The sequence below is a fragment of the Streptomyces sp. CA-251247 genome, from assembly GCF_050952975.1.
Classification (GTDB): domain Bacteria; phylum Actinomycetota; class Actinomycetes; order Streptomycetales; family Streptomycetaceae; genus Streptomyces; species Streptomyces achmelvichensis.
In genome coordinates, this window is the sequence record NZ_CP191861.1 from 6458024 (window position 1) to 6476810 (window position 18787).

Consider the following 18787-nt stretch of genomic DNA (forward strand, 5'->3'; position numbering starts at 1 on the left):
ATGAACAACTCTGTCGGCAGTACGGCACGGCTGATCGGGGCAGGGCTGCGCGCCCTCCTCGTCCTGACCGTCATCTGCGGCGTGATCTACCCGCTCGCCATCACCGGGGTCGCCCAGGCCCTGTTCAACAACAAGGCCAACGGTTCCGAGGTGTCCTCGAACGGCAAGGTCGTCGGCTCCGAACTGATCGGGCAGACGTACAACCTGCCGCCGAAGAACCCGAACGACCCGGAGGAGGCCGCGGTCCCGGACCTGAAGTGGTTCCAGCCGCGCCCGTCCAACGGCCTGGGCAGCAACAGCGTCAACACCCAGTACTCGCTGATCCTCTCCGGAGCGACCAACCGCTCCGGCGACAACCCCGAGCTGATCCAGTGGGTCAAGGACGCCAAGGCCGCGGTCGTCAAGGACAACTCCACCGCCACCCACAAGGTCAAGCCCTCCGAGGTGCCGGCCGACGCCGTCACCTCCTCCGGCTCCGGCCTGGACCCGGCCATCTCGCCGCAGTACGCGGAACTCCAGGTCCACCGGGTGGCCGAGAAGAACAACCTCGACGTCGACAAGGTCGAAAAGCTGGTCAAGGACCACACCGACGGCCGGACCCTCGGCTTCATCGGCGAGCCCACGGTCAACGTCCTCGAACTCAACATCGCACTCAAGGAGCTCACCGGCGGACGCTGATCGCCGGACAACGTCTGCGGCCCGCACCCCGACAGGAGGGTGCGGGCCGCAGAACGATGGGGAGGCCCGGGTCAGAGCCAGTCCCGCCGTTTGAAGATGAAGTACAGGCTCACGCACACCACTGCCATCAGCCCGATCGCGAACGGATAGCCGAACCCCCAGCCCAGCTCCGGCATGTTCTCGAAGTTCATGCCGTAGATCGTGCCGACCAGGGTCGGCGCGAAGAGGATGGCGGCCCAGCTGGAGATCTTCTTGATCTCCTCGTTCTGCTCGAAGCCCGCCTCCGCCAGTGCCCGCATCTCCGCGTTCTGCTGCTGCGTGACCAGCGTCGCGTTCACCGTGAGGATGTCCGAGAGCGCCTGGCGGAAGCCGTCGACGCGCTCGCTGGTGTGGGTCACGTGGTCGGCGACGTCCCGCAGATAGCGCTGGAGTTCCTCGTCCGTGCCGTACTTCGCGAAGCCGGCCATCAGACCGTGCAGCATCCCGACCAGCGGACGGGTGGCGCGCTGGAACTCGACCATTTCCCGGGACAGTTCGTAGATGCGGCGGGAGACCGCCGGGTCTCCGCCGAAGACCTCGGTCTCGATCTCGTCGATGTCGTTCTGGACACCCGTGACGACCGGGGCGTACCCGTCGACCACGCTGTCCAGGATGGCGTACAGCACCGCTTCCGGTCCCAGCGCCAGGAGTTCGGGGTTCTCCTCCATGCGGCGGCGTACCGCGGAGAGGTCCGGGGCCGCGCCGTGGCGGACCGTGATGAGGAAGTCCTTTCCCACGAACACATGCAGCTCGCCGAAGTCGACCTCCTCCTGGGCGTCGAGATAGCGCGCGGCGCGCAGGACCACGAAGAGCGTGTCGCCGTAGCGCTCCAGCTTGGGGCGCTGATGGGCCTCCATCGCGTCCTCGACGGCCAGTTCGTGCAGGTCGAACTCGGCGGCCAGCGACAGGAGTTCGGCCTCGGACGGGCGGTGCAGTCCGATCCAGGCCATGCCGTCGGGGTACTCGTGCAGCTCGCGGTAGGTCTCGGCGAGCGAGTCGGGGGTCGAGACACGACGGCCCTCGCGGTACAGCGACGCCTGGACGACGCTGCCCTGGTCCTTGTGCACCGGTCCGGCGCCGGGGGACTCGGTGCCCGCCGCGTTCTCCGGTGAAGAGCCGCCCGGGGACTGGGGCCGGCGGCGCCACTGGGGTCGCTTCGGCGTCAACGGCATCGGCGTCTCACCTCCCACGTCGGTCGGCGGCGCGCAGGGAGAAAGGCGCCGCCACGGCCTCGGTGCAGGATATCCACGTCGCATCAGCAGGTACGACCGAGAGGCGTCCGTGGCGCCGCCGGGGGAGTGCCTGCGGCTCGGCACCACCCGATCACCGCACGCCCTTGAGGACGGAAGGTGTCCGCAAGTCTGAGTAGCGTGTGGTCCATGGCCACGAAGACGACGCATCCCGTACTCGGCAGGCGCGCCCTCAACCGCGCCACCCTCGAACGTCAGCTCCTGCTGCGCCGCGCTCCCCGTTCGGAGATGTCCGTCAAGGGCGCCGTCGAGCACCTCGTCGGCCTCCAGGCGCAGAACGTGAAACCGCCGTACTACGCCCTCGCCGCGAGGCTCGACGGCTTCCGCCCCGAGGAGCTCTCCGCGCTGATGGCGTCCCGCGAGGTCGCGCGCCTGGTGACCCTGCGCTCCACCATCCACACGCACTCCGCGGACGACTGCCTCAGCCTGCGGCCGTTCGCGCAGGCGGGCGGCCCCGACCGGGAGCTGAGGATGTTCCAGTCCCGCGGCGGGCTGGACGGGGTCGATCCCGACCGGCTCCGTACCGTCGCCCGCGAGGTGGTCGAGGACGAGCCGCGGACTCTCAAGCAACTGCGCGAGGAACTGCTGAAGCAGTGGCCGGACGCCGATCCCCTCTCCCTGTCGGTCGCCGCCCGCTGCGTACTGCCCCTGGTGCAGATCACGCCGCGCGGCGAGTGGGGCCGCAGCGGCCAGATCGTGCTGACCACGGCCGAGCGGTGGTTCGGCCGGGAGCCGTCGCCCGCGGCGTCCGCCGACGAGGTCGTACGGCGGTATCTGGCCGCCTTCGGGCCCGCGTCGGTCAAGGACATGCAGACGTGGTGCGGGCTGACCCGGATGCGGCAGGTCTTCGAGCGGCTGCGGCCCGGCCTCGCCGTCTTCCAGGACGAGAAGGGCGTGGAGCTGTTCGACCTCCCGGACGCGCCCCGGCCCGACGAGGACACGCCCGCCCCGCCGCGCTTCCTGCCCGAGTTCGACAATCTGCTGCTCTCGCACGCCGACCGCAGCCGCGTGGTGGCCGACGACCACAAGAGCCTGACCTGGCGCGGCAACCAGGCGTACTCCACGCTGCTCGTGGACGGCTTCCTCGCCGGGATCTGGCGGTCGGTGGAGGAGAAGGACACGGTGAGCCTGACGATCCAGGCCTTCGGGAAGCTCACCCGCGCGCAGCGCGACACGGTGGCCGCGGAGGGGGAGTCGATGCTCTCCACCCTGTCCACGGCCACCGCGCACGACATCCGCTTCGGGGACGTTCTCGGCTGACGGCCGGGCGCCGGGAGGGGAGTCCCGGTCACCCGGCGTCCTGGTCAGCCCGATGTCCTGGTCGGTACCTCCTGATCAGAGCCGACTGCCCGATCGGTACGTCCTGATCAGAGGCCGACGTCCCGGCTGCGATGGTCGTCGAACGTCTCCCTGCGGACCAGCAGTCGCGACCGGCCACCCGACACGGCCACCACCGGCGGCCGCCCCGTCATGTTGTAGCCGGACGCCATCGACACCTGGTACGCGCCCGACGCCGGCACGGCCAGGACGTCCCCGGGCCGTACGTCCTCCGGCAGTTCCACCGCCTCCGCGAGCACGTCGCCCGCCTCGCAGTGCCGGCCGACCACCGTCGTCGCGCGCATCGGGGCGGCCGAAGCGCGCCCCACCAGGCGGACGGTGTACCGCGCCCCGTACAGCGCCGGTCTCGGGTTGTCGCTCATTCCGCCGTCGACGGCCACGAACACCTGCCCGCCGGTCCGCTTGACCGCCAGCACCCGGTAGAGGGCGATGCCCGCGGGAGCCATGATCGAGCGGCCCGGCTCCACCGTGAGCCGGGGCAGTGGATAGTCGAACTCCGCGCAGCTGCGGACCAGTTCGTCGTTGATACGACGGCCGTACGCCGCCGGAAGGGGCGCCGGGTCTCCCGGCAGATACGCCACGGCGAAGCCGCCGCCGAGGTCGAGCTCGGGCAGGGTGATCCCATGACGCTCGCGGATGCGGGCCATGAAGGCGACCACCCGCCGAACATTCTGCGCGTACGGCTCCGGGGAGGAGATCTGCGAGCCCAGATGGCTGTGCAGACCGGTCAGTTCGAGCCGCGGCTGCCCGAGGATACGGGCGATCGCGTCCTCGGCGTCGCCGTCGGCGATGGACAGGCCGAACTTCTGCCCCTCCGCGCCCGTACGGATCTTCGCGTGGGCGCCGGCCTCGATGCCGGGCAGCACGCGCACCATCACCTGCTGCGCCCCGGGCCCCGTCACCTGAGCGGCGAGCCGGGCTATCTCGCAGTCCGAGTCGATCACGATCCGGCCGACGCCGAGCCGCAGCGCGGTGCGCAGGTCCTCGGGCGACTTGGCGTTGCCGTGCAGCACGATCCGCTCGGCGGGGAAGCCGCGGACCGCGGCCAGCTCCAACTCGCCCGCGGAACAGACGTCCAGGCCGAGGCCCTCCTGTTCCATCCAGTCGACGACGGCCCGGCACACGAACGCCTTCGCCGCGTACACCACTTCGGCGTCGGGCAGGGCGCGCAGCCACGCACGGGCCCGGGAGCGGACCTCGTCCTCGTCGAGGACGTAGGCCGGGGTGCCGTACCGTTCGGCGATCTCGGTGAGCGGGACTCCGCCGACCGCCACGTCGCCCCCGGGCGCGGAGACGGCGGACACGGGCCACACCGAGGGTGCGGCGAGTTCGGGTATCGACACCGGTACTGCGGGGATGGCAGTCATCCGTACACCTCCAGTGGTTCAGTCGAGGAAAGCGTGGACGGCGGTGACCGCGGTCCACACGAACGCGGTCGCCCCGGTCACCCGGAGCACTCCGACCGCGTCGGGGTCCCAGCCGCCGCGGCGCGGGCAGGGCTGGACAGCGGGGGGAGCGGGCGCCCGCCGGGGCGGCCGTGCGGAGAGCTGGGGGTCGACCGTCACGAGCGTCACGCCCAGCGGTTCGGCGAGTGCCCGCAGCGCGGGCTCCGCGAGGCGGATCCACTGCTGCCCGTCGCCGAGGACGGCGAGGAGCCGTTCCTTGCTGGTGAAGCCGACCGCGGTGCGGACGCCGAGCGGGTTGCGCACGAAACGCAGCTGGTGTCCTCCGGCAGAGCCGAGCCGAACCGGCACGTAGAGCGGCCCTGCCGGGCGGCGTTCGTCGGGGTCGGCGGTGTCCGCGTCCTCACGGGTGAGGGTGTTCATCATGTCCTCCGCTGGGGGAGTCGAGCGCTTTCCTGACCACTCGAAGCTATGCCCGCCCGGACACGGAACGGCGGTTCCCTGACGCGCTGCTGATCGTGCGGAGCCGCTCTTTGACGCGCCTTTGGCGGCGTGCCCGGAGGCGATCACCCGGTGTCACGCTGCGGGATGCGGACAGCCACTGCCGGACCTCACGCGACCATTACCACCCCGAGCGGCGATGGCTCTCACCCGAGGCGATGGGCGATGGCCCTCACCCGACCCGGGCGGCAATGGCCCGCGCGCACTCCATGGACTCGGTGTGCGTCGTGTCCACCTCCAGGTCGTAGCGGACGCCCGCGTGGACCAGGTCCGCCTGCGCCGCGGCCATCCCGGCGATCCGGTCGCCCCGCGCCACCTCACGGCCCGCCGCGACCGCGCTCTCGCACCGGACACCGACCCACAGCACCGGCAGCTCGCCCGCGGCCCGCTGCCACCGTTGCTGCGACGCCGCTCCGCCGAGGAACACCTCGTCGACGACGACCCGGGCGCCCGCCCGCACCATGGCGACGACCCCCTCGATCCACGCCGCTTCCACCGCGCGGAACGCGTCCCCGACGTGCACCCCGCCGTCCGGGGCGAAGTCGATCCCCGCGCCGGACGTCCGCAGGGACGCGGGCATCGCGTCGACCAGCGTGTCGACCCCGAGGACCAGCCAGGGATCCGGCAGGACCGCCTGAAGGCACCGGGCGATCCCCGTCTTCCCCGAGCTGGAACCACCGTTGAGAACGATCAACCGAGTCATCGCGCCACAGTAGGGGCGGCGACGCGACGGCCCAAGGGGATTAAGGGCAGCAGTGCGACGGCAGGGGACGACGGGCAGGCCGTGCGACGGCGGGAACGGGCGCCTTCCGGTCGGTCCGCGCCGCCCCCGGGCACCGTCCCCGTCAGTCCGCGCGGCCCGTCGCCGCGACCGTCACACCCAGGCCGATCATCGCGAACCCGCCCGCGCCGCCCACCATCGACAGCCGCCGCTCGGAGCGGGCGAACCAGCCGCGGGCCGCGGCGGCGCCCAGACCCCACAGCGTGTCGGTGACCAGGCCGATGCAGATCGGGACCAGCCCCAGCAGCAGCATCTGCGCGGGCAGACTGCCCGCCGAGTGGTCCACGAACTGCGGCAGCACCGCGGCGAAGAAGACGATGCCCTTGGGGTTGGTGACGCCGACGAGGATGCCGTCCACGACGGTCCGCACATCGCTGCGGGCGGGGCCGGCGGGTGCCGACATGTCGGAGACCAACATGTCCTTGCGGTGCCGGAACGCCTGGATGCCGAGGTGAATGAGATAGGCCGCGCCGGCGAGCTTCACCGCCATGAACACGAGGACGGAGCGTTCGACGAGCGAGCCGACGCCCAGGGCGACGAACACCACGAGCGCGTAGGAGCCGACGACATTGCCCAGAGCCGTGGCCACCGCGGTACGGCGGCCATGGGCGAGCGCCCTCCCGATCACGAACAGCACGCTCGGGCCGGGAATCACGATCACGAGGAGGGACATCGCGGCAAAGGCCAGGAAGCGTTCGGTCGACACCATGGGCGTCATTCAACCCGACGTCGGGGCGGCTCCTCCAGGGCCGGGATCCGCCCGTGTGCTGTTCACCGGCCCGCGGCGGCTCACCGTGCCATCCAGCCGCCGTCCACGACGAGCACATGCCCATTCACGTAGTCCGCCGCCGACGAGGAGAGGAAGACCACGCTGCCCGCGAGGTCCTCGGGGCTGCCCCACCGGCCGGCCGGGATGCGGCCGAGGATCTCGGTGTTCCGCTCGCCGTCCTCACGCAGCGACCTGGTGAAACCGGTGGCGATGTAGCCCGGCGCGACCGCGTTGACCTGCACTCCGCGCGGGCCCCACTCGGTGGCCAGCGCCTTGGTCAGCCCGGCGACCGCATGCTTGCTCGCGGCGTACGAAGGCACCCCGACACCGCCCTGGAACGACAGCAGCGACGCCACGTTGACGATCTTCCCGCTGCCGCGCGCCGCCATCGCCGTGCCGATCTCCCGGCAGAGCAGGAACACGGCGTCGAGATTGACCGCGAGGACACCGCGCCACTCCTCGTAGGCAGTGTGTTCGGCCGGTGAGCGGTGGATGGCGCCCGCGTTGTTGACCAGGATGTCGACGGGCCGCCGGGCCAGCAACTCCCGCACCGTGGACGGGATCGCGCTCGGCACGGCCAGATCGAGCACCAGCGTCTCGGCGTCCCGTCCGAGGGCGCGCACCGCCTTCTCGGTCTCTTCCAGCGGCCCGCCACGGCCGACGAGCACCAGATCGGCTCCCGCCTCCGCCAGCCCGAGGGCGATCGCCCGGCCGATGCCGGAACGTGCGCCCGTCACCAGCGCCGTACGTCCTTCCAGTGAGAACAGCCCGCTCATCGCCACTCCTCGGTCGTGCCCGCAGGGTTCGTACCCGCGAGGCTCGCGCCCCCACAGATCGTGTCCCCCACAGATCGTGCCTCCAAGGCTCGTACCCGCGAGGCCCGAGCCCCCACGGATCCTGTCCGCGGGTCCCCAAGATTCCCGAGGCCCCGGCGGATCACCTCACGGCAGCAGTCCCGCGCGGCGTGCCGCCACCACCGCCTCTGTCCGGGTGTGCGCACCCAGCTTCCGCATCGCGGCCCGCAGATATCCCTTCACCGTCTCCTGTTTCAGACCCAGCCGCTCCGCCGCGCCCGCGTTCGTCGCGCCCGTCGCCACACACGCCAGCACATCCAGCTCGCGGGGTGCCAGGGCGATCGCGGGGTCCGCAGACCGGCCGCCCGTGGCAGCGGCCAGCCTGCCGCAGACCTCCAGCAGCGATGCGCGCAGCGACGGGTCGACGACTCGCGGCGCGAGCGCACGCAACTGGCCGTGCGCCTCGCGCACCTCCTCCCACGCCCCGTTGCCGGCGGCCGGCTCCCGTGCCACGGCCAGCAGTTCCCGCACCTCGTCCCGTACGACCAGGGTCTGTTCCACGTCACGGGCCGCGGCCACGGCGGCGTCGAAGGTCCGGTCGCCCAGCGGCACCGGCCGGCGCAGGGCGCCGTACAGCACGCCCCGCACCTTGCGGCGGACGACGACCGGTACCGCGAGCACCGAGCGCAGCCCCTCGGTGGAGACCGCCGCGTCGTACTCATGACTGATGTGGCGCGCCTCGCGGTAGTCGGTCACCGCGCACGGCCGGGACAGCGCCATGGACTTTCCGCCGAGACCGTTGCCCGCACAGATCGCGAGCCCGCGCAGCGCCCCGGTCTGTGCCCCGCTCAGTTCGGCTATCCGCAGCTGGCGGCTGTCGTGCAGCAGACCGCCGAACGCGATGGGCAGCCCGCTCGTCCGGCGCAGCCGCAGCAGCGCCGCTCGCATCTCGACCGCGTCGGCAGGCTCGGACACTGCTCATCTCCCTCGGCGGGTCACCCCCGAAAGGGGGTAGTGAGACCTGGGTCACTGATTACACGATGCTACGCAGTGGTGTGGCAACGAGGAGGACACATGGCGGCAAGCGGCGCGACGGAGGAGTTCCGGGCGGCACGGGACTTCCTGCTGCGGTACCGGGACGACTACACGACGGCCTACCAGGGCTTCGTCTGGCCGCGCCCCGAGCGGTTCAACTGGGCCCTCGACTGGTTCGACGTGATCGCGGAGGGCAACGACGCCACGGCGCTGCACATCGTCGACGAGGACGGCACCGAGACCCGGATCTCGTTCGCCGAGATGTCCGAGCGCTCGGACCGGGCCGCGAACTGGCTGCGCGCCCAGGGCGTCGGAGCCGGCGACCGCATCGTCGTCATGCTCGGCAACCAGCACGAGCTGTGGGAGACCGCCCTCGCCGCGATGAAGCTGCGGGCCGTCGTCATCCCCGCCACCCCGCTGCTCGGTCCGGTCGATCTGCGCGACCGCATCGAGCGGGGCCGGGCCTCGCACGTGCTCGTACGGTCCGAGGACACGGCCAAGTTCGCCGAGGTGCCCGGCGACTACACCCGGATCGCCGTCGGCGAGGAGACGGAGGGCTGGCTCCCGTACGCCGAGGCGTACGACGCCGATCCCGGCTTCGCACCCGAAGGGATCACCCGCTGCGACGACCCGCTGATGCTGTACTTCACCTCCGGCACGACCGCCCGGCCCAAGCTCGTCGAGCACACCCATGTGTCGTATCCGATCGGGCATCTCACCACGATGTACTGGATCGGGCTGAAGCCCGGCGACGTGCATCTGAACATCTCCTCGCCCGGCTGGGCCAAGCACGCCTGGTCCAATCTCTTCGCCCCCTGGAACGCCGAGGCGACCGTCTTCATCCACAACTACACGCGCTTCGACGCGGGCCGTCTGATGGCGGAGATGGACCGGGCCGGTGTGACCAGCTTCTGCGCGCCGCCCACCGTGTGGCGCATGCTGATCCAGGCGAACCTCGGCCAGTTGCGGACCCGGCCGCGGGAGGTCGTCGCGGCGGGGGAGCCGCTGAACCCCGAGGTCATCGAGACGGTACGGCGCGAGTGGGGCGTGACCATCCGGGACGGCTTCGGACAGACGGAGACGGCCGTGCAGGTCGCCAACAGCCCCGGCCAGCTGCTGAAGGCCGGTTCCATGGGCCGGCCCTGTCCCGGCTACCGCGTCGAACTGCTCGACCCGGTCACCGGCGAACCCGGCGCGGAGGAGGGCGAGATCGCGCTCGACCTGTCGGCCCGGCCCGTCGGCCTGATGACCGGCTACCACGGTGACCAGGAGCGTACGGACGAGTCGATGGCCGGCGGCTTCTACCGCACCGGCGACATCGGCGCGCGTGACGGGGACGGATACATCACCTACATCGGCCGCTCCGACGACGTCTTCAAGGCGTCCGACTACAAGATCTCGCCGTTCGAGCTGGAGAGCGCGCTGCTGGAGCACGAGGCGGTGGCCGAGGCAGCTGTCGTGCCCGCCCCGGACCCGCTGCGGCTCGCGGTCCCGAAGGCGTACGTGGTGCTGGCCGAGGGCTGGGAACCGGGACCGGACACGGCGAAAGTGATCTTCGAGCACGCGCGTGCGGTGCTCGCCCCGTACAAGCGCATCCGCCGCCTCGAATTCGCCGAGCTGCCGAAGACGGTCTCCGGCAAGATCCGCCGGATCGAGCTGCGTGAGCGCACGGCCGAGGGTTCGTCCGCCGAGTACACCGAGGGAGACCTGCGATGAGCCTCTCCTACGCCCACGGCACGGGCAGCACGGCGCTGCTCGGCGACACCATCGGGGAGAACCTCGACCGGGCGGTCGCCGCGCACCCGGGCCGCGAGGCACTCGTCGACGTGCCCTCCGGCCGCCGCTGGACGTACGCCGAGTTCGGCGCGGCGGTGGACCGGCTGGCCCGCGGGTTCATGGGCATCGGTGTCGCCAAGGGCGACCGGGTCGGGATCTGGGCGGTGAACTGCGCGGAGTGGGTGCTCGTGCAGTACGCCACCGCCCGCATCGGCGCGATCATGGTGAACATCAACCCGGCGTACCGGGCGCACGAGCTGGAGTTCGTCCTCCGGCAGGCGGGTGTCTCGGTGCTGTGCGCCTCCCAGCGCCACAAGAGCAGCGACTACCGGGCGCTCGTCGAGCAGGTACGGGCGAACTGCCCCGGCCTGCGCTCCGTCCACTACATCGACGACAGCTCCTGGGACGCGCTCACCGACGCGGCCCCGGCCGTCACGGACGCGCAACTGGCGGCCCGTGAGTCCGAGTTGTCCTGCGACGACGCGGTCAACATCCAGTACACCTCGGGTACCACCGGCTTCCCCAAGGGCGCGACGCTGTCGCACCACAACATCCTCAACAACGGGTATTTCGTGGGGGAGATGATCGGCTACAGCGAACAGGACCGGGTCTGCATCCCGGTGCCCTTCTACCACTGTTTCGGCATGGTCATGGGAAATCTTGCGGCCACCTCGCACGCCGCGTGCATGGTCGTCCCGGCGCCCTCCTTCGACCCGGAGGCGACCCTGCGCGCGGTCGAGGACGAGCGCTGCACCTCGCTGTACGGGGTGCCGACGATGTTCATCGCCGAACTGAACCTCCCCGGCTTCGCCTCCTACGACCTCACCTCGCTGCGCACCGGCATCATGGCGGGCTCGCCGTGCCCGGTGGAGGTGATGAAGCGGGTCGTCTCCGAGATGAACATGGCCGAGGTGTCGATCTGCTACGGCATGACGGAGACCTCCCCGGTCTCCACCCAGACCCGCCGCGACGACGACCTGGAGCGCCGCACCAGCACCGTGGGCCGGGTGCTGCCCCATGTCGAGGTCAAGGTGATCGACCCGGCAACCGGGGTGACGGTGCCGCGCGGCGAGGCCGGCGAGCTCTGCACCCGCGGCTACAGCGTGATGCTCGGCTACTGGGACGAGCCGGAGAAGACCGCCGAGGCGGTCGACGCCGGACGCTGGATGCACACGGGCGACCTGGCGACGATGCGTGAGGACGGCTGTCTCCAGATCGTCGGCCGGATCAAGGACATGATCATCAGGGGCGGTGAGAACGTCTATCCGCGTGAGATCGAGGAGTTCCTCTACAGTCACCCCCAGATCGCGGACGTGCAGGTCGTCGGCGTCCCGGACGAGAAGTACGGCGAGGAGATCCTGGCCTGCGTCGTCCCCCGCGACCCGGCCGATCCGCCCGCCCTGGAGGACATCGCCGCGTTCTGCCGCGAGCGCCTCGCGCACTACAAGGTCCCGCGCCGGCTGGAGATCGTCGACACCTTCCCGATGACCGTCAGCGGCAAGGTGCGGAAGATCGAACTGCGTGAGCGGTACACCCGGGGCTGAGGCTCACAGCTCCCGGCGCATGCACACCCGCGGCCAGCGGTCGAGGCCGCACTCCTTCTCCGCGCGCCTGATCCGCCGCAGGCCCTCGGTGAGCTCCGCCTCGTCGAGGACCCGGAAGCCCAGGCGCGCGTAGTAGGGGGCGTTCCACGGGACCTCGGCGAACGTCGTCAGCGTGAGCGCGTCCAGGCCGCTCCCGGCGGCCCGTCCGCCGAGATGGTCGATCAGGCCGCGCCCGAGCCGCCGGTGGGCGGCGGCCGGGTGGACCGAGACCTGCTCGACATGGGCCGTCCCGTCCACCTCGTCGTGGATCAGATAGGCGAGGGGGTGGCCCTCGTCGTCGGCGGCCACCCATGCGCGGCCCTCGCGACGGCAGTGCTCCAGCAGGTCGAGCGCCGGAGGCTCGTCGTCGGCGATCGCCGCCATGCCGAGGGAGCGGAACGGATCGCCGGCCGCCCTCTCGATGTCCTGGAGCAGGGGGAGTTCGGCGGCCGCTGCCGGTCGGATGCCCATGGGGGCAGTATGACCGAGCGTCGTTGGGGGGCTTCCGGCGCGGGCGCCGGGCCGCGGGGCCGCGCGGTCCACGACCCGCGGGCCTACGCGCCGGTGGAGACCAGCGCGTCCGCCGGGCCGTTGACCGGCTGCGGACTGCCCGTGAGGTCCATGACGAACAGCGGGACGCCCACGCCGTCCGCCCGGGATCTGGCGTCGTTCTCGTAGCCCGCGAGCGAGAAGAAGACGGTCGAGGCCGAGGCGCTCATACCGCTCAGCCACAGACACTCGACATCGCGCAGGGTGGCGGGCCGCGTCGACGGATCGACCCGGGCGATCAGGCCCTGGGCGCGCAGATCCGTGCCGGACGCGGGCCGGGTGTCCGGCTGGACCACATCGCGGAACCCCAGCCACTGGAGATAGCGCGTCGCAGCCGTCACCGCGTCGCGCGCCGTACGGATGGTGACCGGGCGGAACGAGGGCCGCGGCACCGTCGCCGTGCGGGGCAGTGGTATGTGCGCGGCCGGCGCCGGGAAGGAGCGGCCGGCCGGGACGGGGGTGCTCACCGGGCGCACCGGAATGCGCAGCACGGTGCCGCAGGGGCAGCCGAGCTCCGGCTGCGGCCACTGGTCCTGCCGCCCGCACTCCGTGCAGCGGACGGTCACCCAGTCGTCGGTCCAGGTGCGGTGCGTGATGCGTTCCGGCGGGGCGGCGCGCACCAGCGGCGGTGCGAGCGGCGCGCCGCACGCGCACGGATACACCGGTGAGGCGAACAAATGGTCGCGGCGGCAGCACGGGCAGCGCACCGGGACCGGCTCGGCCATCACTTCCCCCTTGGTCTGTCCTGCTGCCGTCCATCGTCCATCAAGAGCGCGGCCTTGGGGAGGGACTTCGGGCATCCCTTGACGACGTCAGGCCCGCCGCCTACATTGCTTCCATATAGCAGAACTATTCTTCCGCATTACGGAATCTGGCTCTGAGGGGCGCGAGGAGCCGGGATCCGCCAGGCCGAAGCAGGAGCACCCATGCCTCGTATGACCGCTGCCCGAGCGGCAGTTGAGATCCTCAAGCGCGAAGGCGTCACCAACGCGTTCGGCGTGCCCGGCGCGGCGATCAATCCCTTCTACAAGGCCCTCCAGCAGGGCGGCGGCATCGACCACACGCTCGCCCGCCATGTCGAGGGCGCCTCCCACATGGCGGAGGGCTACACGCGGGCCAACCCGGGCAACATCGGTGTCTGCATCGGTACGTCCGGCCCTGCCGGCACCGACATGATCACCGGCCTCTACTCCGCGATCGGCGACTCGATCCCGATCCTGTGCATCACCGGCCAGGCGCCGACCGCGGTGATCCACAAGGAGGACTTCCAGGCCGTCGACATCGCGTCGATCGCCAAGCCGGTGACCAAGGCGGCGACCACCGTCCTGGAGGCCGCGCAGGTCCCCGGCGTCTTCCAGCAGGCCTTCCATCTGATGCGTTCCGGCCGTCCCGGCCCGGTCCTCATCGACCTGCCGATCGACGTCCAGCTGACCGAGATCGAGTTCGACCCGGAGACGTACACACCGCTGCCGGTCTACAAGCCGTTCGCGAGCCGCCCGCAGATCGAGAAGGCGCTGTCCCTCCTGCTGGCCTCCGAGCGGCCGCTGATCGTCGCCGGCGGCGGCATCATCAACGCCGACGCGTCCGACCTGCTCGTGGAGTTCGCCGAGCTGACCGGCACGCCCGTCATCCCGACCCTGATGGGCTGGGGCACCATCGCCGACGACCACGAGCTGAACGCCGGCATGGTCGGACTCCAGACCTCGCACCGCTACGGCAACGCGACGTTCCTGGAGTCGGACTTCGTCATCGGCATCGGCAACCGCTGGGCCAACCGCCACACCGGCGGCCTCGACGTGTACACCAAGGACCGCACGTTCGTCCACGTCGACATCGAGCCCACCCAGATCGGCAAGATCTTCGCGCCCGACTACGGCATCGTCTCCGACGCCCGCGCCGCGCTGGAGCTGTTCGTCGAGGTCGCCAAGGAGCTCAAGGCCGAGGGCAGGCTGCCCGACCGCAGCGAGTGGGCCGCCTCCGCGCAGGAGCGCAAGGCCACGCTGCAGCGCCGTACGCACTTCGACAACGTGCCCATGAAGCCGCAGCGCGTGTACGAGGAGATGAACAAGGCCTTCGGCCCGGAGACGCGCTACGTCACCACCATCGGCCTCTCCCAGATCGCCGGCGCGCAGATGCTGCACGTCTACAAGCCGCGCCACTGGATCAACTGCGGCCAGGCGGGCCCGCTCGGCTGGACGATCCCGGCCGCGCTGGGTGTCGCCACCGCCGACCCGGAGACCCCGGTGGTCGCGCTGTCCGGCGACTACGACTTCCAGTTCATGCTGGAGGAGCTGGCGGTCGGCGCGCAGCACCGGATCCCGTACGTCCACGTCCTGGTCAACAACGCCTACCTGGGCCTGATCCGCCAGGCGCAGCGCAACCTGGACATCAACTTCCAGGTCAACCTGGAGTTCGAGAACATCAACTCCCCGGAGCTGGGCGTCTACGGCGTCGACCACGTCAAGGTCGTCGAGGGCCTCGGCTGCAAGGCCATCCGCGTCACCGAGCCGGACCAGCTGCTGCCGGCCTTCGAGGAGGCCAAGAAGCTGGCGGCCGAGTACCGGGTGCCGGTGGTCGTCGAGGCGATCCTGGAGCGCGTCACCAACATCTCGATGGGTGTCCAGATCGACGGCGTGAACGAGTGGGAGGACCTGGCCACCGAGCCGGGCCACGCTCCCACGTCCATCAAGCCCCTGAAGGTCTGATCCCTCCCCGCACCAACGGTCCCCGCCCCGGTCCTGACCCCGGGGCGGGGACCGTTTCCCTTTTCCGGGGTTTTCCGGGGTGCTGTCGGGACGCCTCCCCCATCTGATCATCCGATAACAAGCCCCTTGGCCCTCTTCCGGTGGTCGGCTGCCCGGCAGCCGACAGAAGCCGGACCGTGCCGCAAGGACGGGGCGGGGGCCGGCGTTCCGGCGCAGTCAGCGCAGGACGGCCGCCAGCAGGTCGGAGCCCAGCGCGGTCAGTTCGGCCGGTTTGAGGGTGTGACGGACGTACCGGCCGTCCCGCTGGGCCGTGAGCAGGCCCGCGCGGCGCAGGACGGCGAGGTGGCGGGAGACCTCCGGGCGTGAGAGTTCCCAGGCGTGGGCCAGTTCGCTGGTGGTGTGCGGGCCGCGGGCCAGGGTGCGCAGCAGCCGCAGCCGTACCGGATGGGCGAGCGCCTCCAGCCGGAGCGTGACCGTTTCCAGTGATACCGGCTCCGATGGAGTCGGCTCGGCCACGGGGTACTGCACCACCGGCTGCCACCCGGGCGCGTGGACCGCCACCAGGTGCGGGCGGCCGAAGACACTCGGGATGAAGGTGACTCCGGTGCCATGAGCGGCGGTCGCCTTGTCCTGCACCTTGTCCACGATGATGCAGTCGCCGTCCGGTGCCAGGGTGACTGCGGCGGAGACGGATGCGAGTGCCGGCCCGATGCCGTGGCGCTTCAGCAGGTCGTTCTTCACGCGCAGGTCGGTGGCGAGCTGCACGGCGACGCCCGCCCAGGCGGCGTCGAAGAAGGCCTCGGCGCACTGTTCGAGGGTGTGACGCACCCGCGCCCGCACAGCGGCCGGGTCCGCGAGCAGCCGTTCCGCGAAAGCCTCTTGCAGCGCGCCGCGGGCCTGGGCGAGGTCCAGGGCCCGCTCGCGCGCCGTCGCGTCGGTGAGCGGCGACGGCGCGGCGAAATGGACCCGGCTGCTGCCGCACGTGGTAACGAGCGCGGCGGTCACATACGTCTCGTCGTCGATGCGGTCCACGTCGTCCAACTCCTCGGCGAGGGTCGGCCGAGGTCGGGCGGGGAGCAGGAAGTCTGCTTGTGAGGAACGCCAGAGGAACTCGGCCTCCCTGAGCCGCTCGGCCGACTCCGGACGCAGCCCGGCCCAGACGTCGCCTGCCCAGCCGGCGAACTGCGGATGATGCCCGGGTTCGGCCAGCACGTGCAGCATCGCGGTCAGCTCGGCCAGCGGGGAGGCGGCGAACCGCAGTCGCTCGGACGGCAGGCCGCTGATGTCGATCCTCAACGTCATCGCCTCATCATCACCGACCGGGCGGCCGGCGACGGTGTCGGTTGACGTAGTCCGTCAACCGACGCAGCAAGCCCGGTGGCCGAACGCACCGTTGACGCCATGACAACCACCACCAAGATCCAGCCCCGGGCCCTCGTCCGTGCCACGGGAGGCCCCCGCTATGCCGTCGCGCTGGTCGTGGACGCACTCGGCACCGGCCTGCTGCGGCCCTTTCTGCTGCTCTACGGGGTGATGGTGCTGAGGCTGTCCGCGCCCGCCACCGGCATCGCCATGACGGCGGGTGTCGTCGTGGGCCTGGGGTGCATGCCCGCGGTCGGCCGATGGCTGGACCGGGGCGCGCGCAGCACGGTCGTGGCGGCGTCGATGCTGGTGCGCGTGCTGGGTGTTGTGCTGCTGCTGGCCACTCCGGCCGGGTACGTCTGGCCGTTCGCGGCGGCGGCGCTCCTCCTCGGCATCGGCAACCAGGCATGGCCGGCCGCCCACGCGGCTCTTGTGGCCACGGTCGCCCACGGCCGGCAACGCGACACCGCTCTCGCGGCGGGCCGCGCCCTGCGCAACGCCGGTATGGGTGTGGGCGCGCTCCTCGCCACCGCATGCCTGGCGGGCGGCGCCACCGCCTTGCAGGCGCTGGCCGCCATAACCGGGCTGGCGTATCTCACCGCGGCGGCCCTGGCGTGGTCGGTCCGACTGCACGCCGATCCGGCCGCCGCCCCGCCCGAGGGCGGTGACGACGGGCCGCCGCCCCGGATGGGGGCGCTGCTTGCGGCCAACGTGGTGTACGCCTTCTGCCTCAATGTCCCCGAAATCGCGCTCCCGCTGGTCCTGGTGACCCAGTTGCACGCGTCCCCGGTGTGGTCGGCAGCGATCTTCGTGGCCAACACGGTGCTGGTGGTCACCCTCCAGGTACCGCTCACCGTCCTGATGTCCCGCTTCCCCCGGCGGACCGTGCTGGCTCTCGCGGGGGTGGTCCTCGCCGCGTCCTACCTCGGCTTCCTGGCGGCGATGTCGCTGGTACCCGGTTGGGGCGCCCCGGCCGTCGCGGCGGTGTCCGTGGTCTGCACCCTCGGCGAGATCCTCTATGCCGGCAGCGCGACCGCGCTCGCCACCGCTCTCGCTCCGGCGCATGTCCTCGGACGCACGCTCGCCCGCTTCGAGCTCTCCACGGGCTTCGGTCTGGCTGTCTCCCCGGCGGTCATCACCGCTCTCGCACCCCAGGGCCCGGCCGCGCTCTGGGGCACCCTGGCCGGTGCGACGCTCCTCTCCGCCTCCGCCGTCGCTCCGTCAGCCACCGACCCGGGCCGACAGGTCCGCGGCGGCGGCGTCGCTCCGGTGTGCCCCGGCCCCTATGCGGCGGTGCGCTCCCGTTCCGCGGCGATCGCCCGGCGCAGGGCCTCCAGCTTGAGGGGAAGCAGCGGGCGCAGGCCGTCGTAGCGCAAACGGCCGACGCGGTAGGAGGTGATGAGGCCGTTCTCCTCCAGGGGCATGCCGGCGGGGCGCAGTACGGTACGGCCGTCCTCGTCGAGGATCCCGTCGTGGTTCATCCACAGCGAGACCCAGAGCTTGCTGGTGCCGTGGGTGCGCCGGACGAGTTCCGCGCGCAGCGGCAGCCATCTCTCCAGGGCAGCGCGGGTCAGCGGTGAGGTGTCGATCCACTCACCCGGCTCCGCGCCGACGACGGCCCCGCCCTGGGGGTGCCGCTCGATGTAGACGGCGGCGTTGCCGTCCGCCAGATGGGTCAGGCGCTGTCCGGTCAACTCGCCGCTGCGTGCGGCGGTGTCCAGCTCCACGCAGAGGACGGCCGTCAGCCGGGTCTGCGCGGGGGACATGGCGCCGCCGAGGTACCTGTCGAGCTGCCGGCGCAGCGCCGAGAGCGTCGCCTGCCGCGGGACGGGGCGCAACGCGACCTCGCCGCCTGCCAGTTGTGGGGCGGGCATGCCGTGGGCCTCGCGCAGCAGGTCGATGCACCGGCGGCGGATCTCGTTCGTCGGCCCGGAGGTGGGCGGGAGGCCGCCCGCGACGCGGCGGGCCCGCAGAGCACCGGATTCGGCGAGGCGCAGATACGGGGTGATGGCGTCCTCTTCGAGGAGGCGTCGCAGGCTGCGCCGTGCGCCGACGGGCAGTGCGCCGCGGGCGAGCGCCCGGTCCATCTCGCCGCGGACCATGTCGAGCTGCCGTCGGCGTGCCGCGCCGACGCCGAGCTCGTCGAGAAGCCCGTCGAGGGCGTTGACCGCGGCGAATGTCGACGTGGGCATGGGGTGATTGTCGCGTACGGCCGGGGTGTACG

17 protein-coding genes are annotated in these 18787 nt (G+C 71.4%); 6 read left to right on the forward strand and 11 right to left on the reverse strand.

The annotated features are described in order from the left end of the window. Positions 1-678, forward strand: coding sequence for a potassium-transporting ATPase subunit C (locus tag ACQPWZ_RS28685; protein WP_340476172.1), 678 nt, complete (start codon positions 1-3; stop codon positions 676-678). Between the two features lie 71 nt (positions 679-749). On the opposite strand, the gene ACQPWZ_RS28690 is transcribed toward ACQPWZ_RS28685, so the two are convergent. Then, positions 750-1889, reverse strand: a complete 1140-nt coding sequence (locus tag ACQPWZ_RS28690) for a magnesium and cobalt transport protein CorA (protein ID WP_433572738.1) — start codon at positions 1887-1889, stop codon at positions 750-752. Between the two features lie 207 nt (positions 1890-2096). Here ACQPWZ_RS28690 and ACQPWZ_RS28695 point away from each other — a divergent pair, with 207 nt between their 5' ends. Beyond that, a complete protein-coding gene (locus ACQPWZ_RS28695) occupies positions 2097-3227 on the forward strand; it encodes a winged helix DNA-binding domain-containing protein (RefSeq protein ID WP_340476174.1) in 1131 nt (376 codons plus the stop codon). A gap of 107 nt (positions 3228-3334) precedes the next feature. Here the strand turns inward: ACQPWZ_RS28695 and lysA are convergent, their stop codons facing one another. The 6 genes from lysA to ACQPWZ_RS28725 all read right to left on the reverse strand — a co-directional run bounded on the left by lysA (position 3335) and on the right by ACQPWZ_RS28725 (position 8528). Further along, positions 3335-4672, reverse strand: a complete 1338-nt coding sequence (gene lysA / locus ACQPWZ_RS28700; protein WP_433572739.1) for a diaminopimelate decarboxylase — start codon at positions 4670-4672, stop codon at positions 3335-3337. Positions 4673-4690: 18 nt separating this feature from the next. Then, positions 4691-5131: an SAV_915 family protein gene (locus tag ACQPWZ_RS28705; RefSeq protein ID WP_383238067.1), complete on the reverse strand. Its 441-nt coding sequence runs from the start codon at positions 5129-5131 to the stop codon at positions 4691-4693. Between the two features lie 250 nt (positions 5132-5381). Next, a complete protein-coding gene (gene cpt, locus ACQPWZ_RS28710) occupies positions 5382-5912 on the reverse strand; it encodes a chloramphenicol phosphotransferase CPT (RefSeq protein ID WP_433572740.1) in 531 nt (176 codons plus the stop codon). Positions 5913-6054: 142 nt separating this feature from the next. Beyond that, the gene (locus ACQPWZ_RS28715) at positions 6055-6699 is read right to left on the reverse strand and encodes a LysE family translocator (RefSeq protein ID WP_356702440.1); all 645 of its coding nucleotides are present in this window, start codon (positions 6697-6699) and stop codon (positions 6055-6057) included. 80 nt (positions 6700-6779) lie between these two features. Next, positions 6780-7535 (reverse strand): SDR family oxidoreductase, encoded by a 756-nt coding sequence (locus ACQPWZ_RS28720; protein WP_340476179.1) that lies wholly within the window; start codon positions 7533-7535, stop codon positions 6780-6782. 165 nt (positions 7536-7700) lie between these two features. Further along, the gene (locus ACQPWZ_RS28725) at positions 7701-8528 is read right to left on the reverse strand and encodes a response regulator transcription factor (protein WP_340476180.1); all 828 of its coding nucleotides are present in this window, start codon (positions 8526-8528) and stop codon (positions 7701-7703) included. A 99-nt stretch (positions 8529-8627) separates the two neighbouring features. Between ACQPWZ_RS28725 and ACQPWZ_RS28730 the strand changes: the two genes are divergently transcribed. Continuing rightward, positions 8628-10304 carry an AMP-binding protein gene (locus tag ACQPWZ_RS28730; RefSeq protein ID WP_433572741.1) on the forward strand — a complete coding sequence of 559 codons (1677 nt, stop codon included), beginning with the start codon at positions 8628-8630 and terminating at the stop codon, positions 10302-10304. Continuing rightward, complete coding sequence (locus ACQPWZ_RS28735; protein ID WP_433572742.1) at positions 10301-11908, forward strand: AMP-binding protein; 1608 nt, start codon at positions 10301-10303, stop codon at positions 11906-11908. The genes ACQPWZ_RS28730 and ACQPWZ_RS28735 overlap by 4 nt, the downstream gene beginning before the upstream one ends. A gap of 3 nt (positions 11909-11911) precedes the next feature. Here the strand turns inward: ACQPWZ_RS28735 and ACQPWZ_RS28740 are convergent, their stop codons facing one another. Then, positions 11912-12418 (reverse strand): GNAT family N-acetyltransferase, encoded by a 507-nt coding sequence (locus tag ACQPWZ_RS28740; protein ID WP_340476183.1) that lies wholly within the window; start codon positions 12416-12418, stop codon positions 11912-11914. Between the two features lie 83 nt (positions 12419-12501). After that, a complete protein-coding gene (locus ACQPWZ_RS28745; protein ID WP_433572743.1) occupies positions 12502-13221 on the reverse strand; it encodes a hypothetical protein in 720 nt (239 codons plus the stop codon). 201 nt (positions 13222-13422) lie between these two features. Between ACQPWZ_RS28745 and gcl the strand changes: the two genes are divergently transcribed. Next, the gene (gene gcl, locus ACQPWZ_RS28750; protein ID WP_340476185.1) at positions 13423-15201 is read left to right on the forward strand and encodes a glyoxylate carboligase; all 1779 of its coding nucleotides are present in this window, start codon (positions 13423-13425) and stop codon (positions 15199-15201) included. A gap of 216 nt (positions 15202-15417) precedes the next feature. On the opposite strand, the gene ACQPWZ_RS28755 is transcribed toward gcl, so the two are convergent. Further along, the gene (locus ACQPWZ_RS28755) at positions 15418-16503 is read right to left on the reverse strand and encodes a helix-turn-helix domain-containing protein (protein WP_356702452.1); all 1086 of its coding nucleotides are present in this window, start codon (positions 16501-16503) and stop codon (positions 15418-15420) included. A gap of 99 nt (positions 16504-16602) precedes the next feature. Here ACQPWZ_RS28755 and ACQPWZ_RS28760 point away from each other — a divergent pair, with 99 nt between their 5' ends. Then, the gene (locus ACQPWZ_RS28760; RefSeq protein WP_433572744.1) at positions 16603-17934 is read left to right on the forward strand and encodes an MFS transporter; all 1332 of its coding nucleotides are present in this window, start codon (positions 16603-16605) and stop codon (positions 17932-17934) included. Here ACQPWZ_RS28760 and ACQPWZ_RS28765 read toward each other — a convergent pair. Beyond that, positions 17847-18755: a hypothetical protein gene (locus tag ACQPWZ_RS28765; protein WP_433572745.1), complete on the reverse strand. Its 909-nt coding sequence runs from the start codon at positions 18753-18755 to the stop codon at positions 17847-17849. The genes ACQPWZ_RS28760 and ACQPWZ_RS28765 overlap by 88 nt on opposite strands. Positions 18756-18787: the final 32 nt, after the last annotated feature.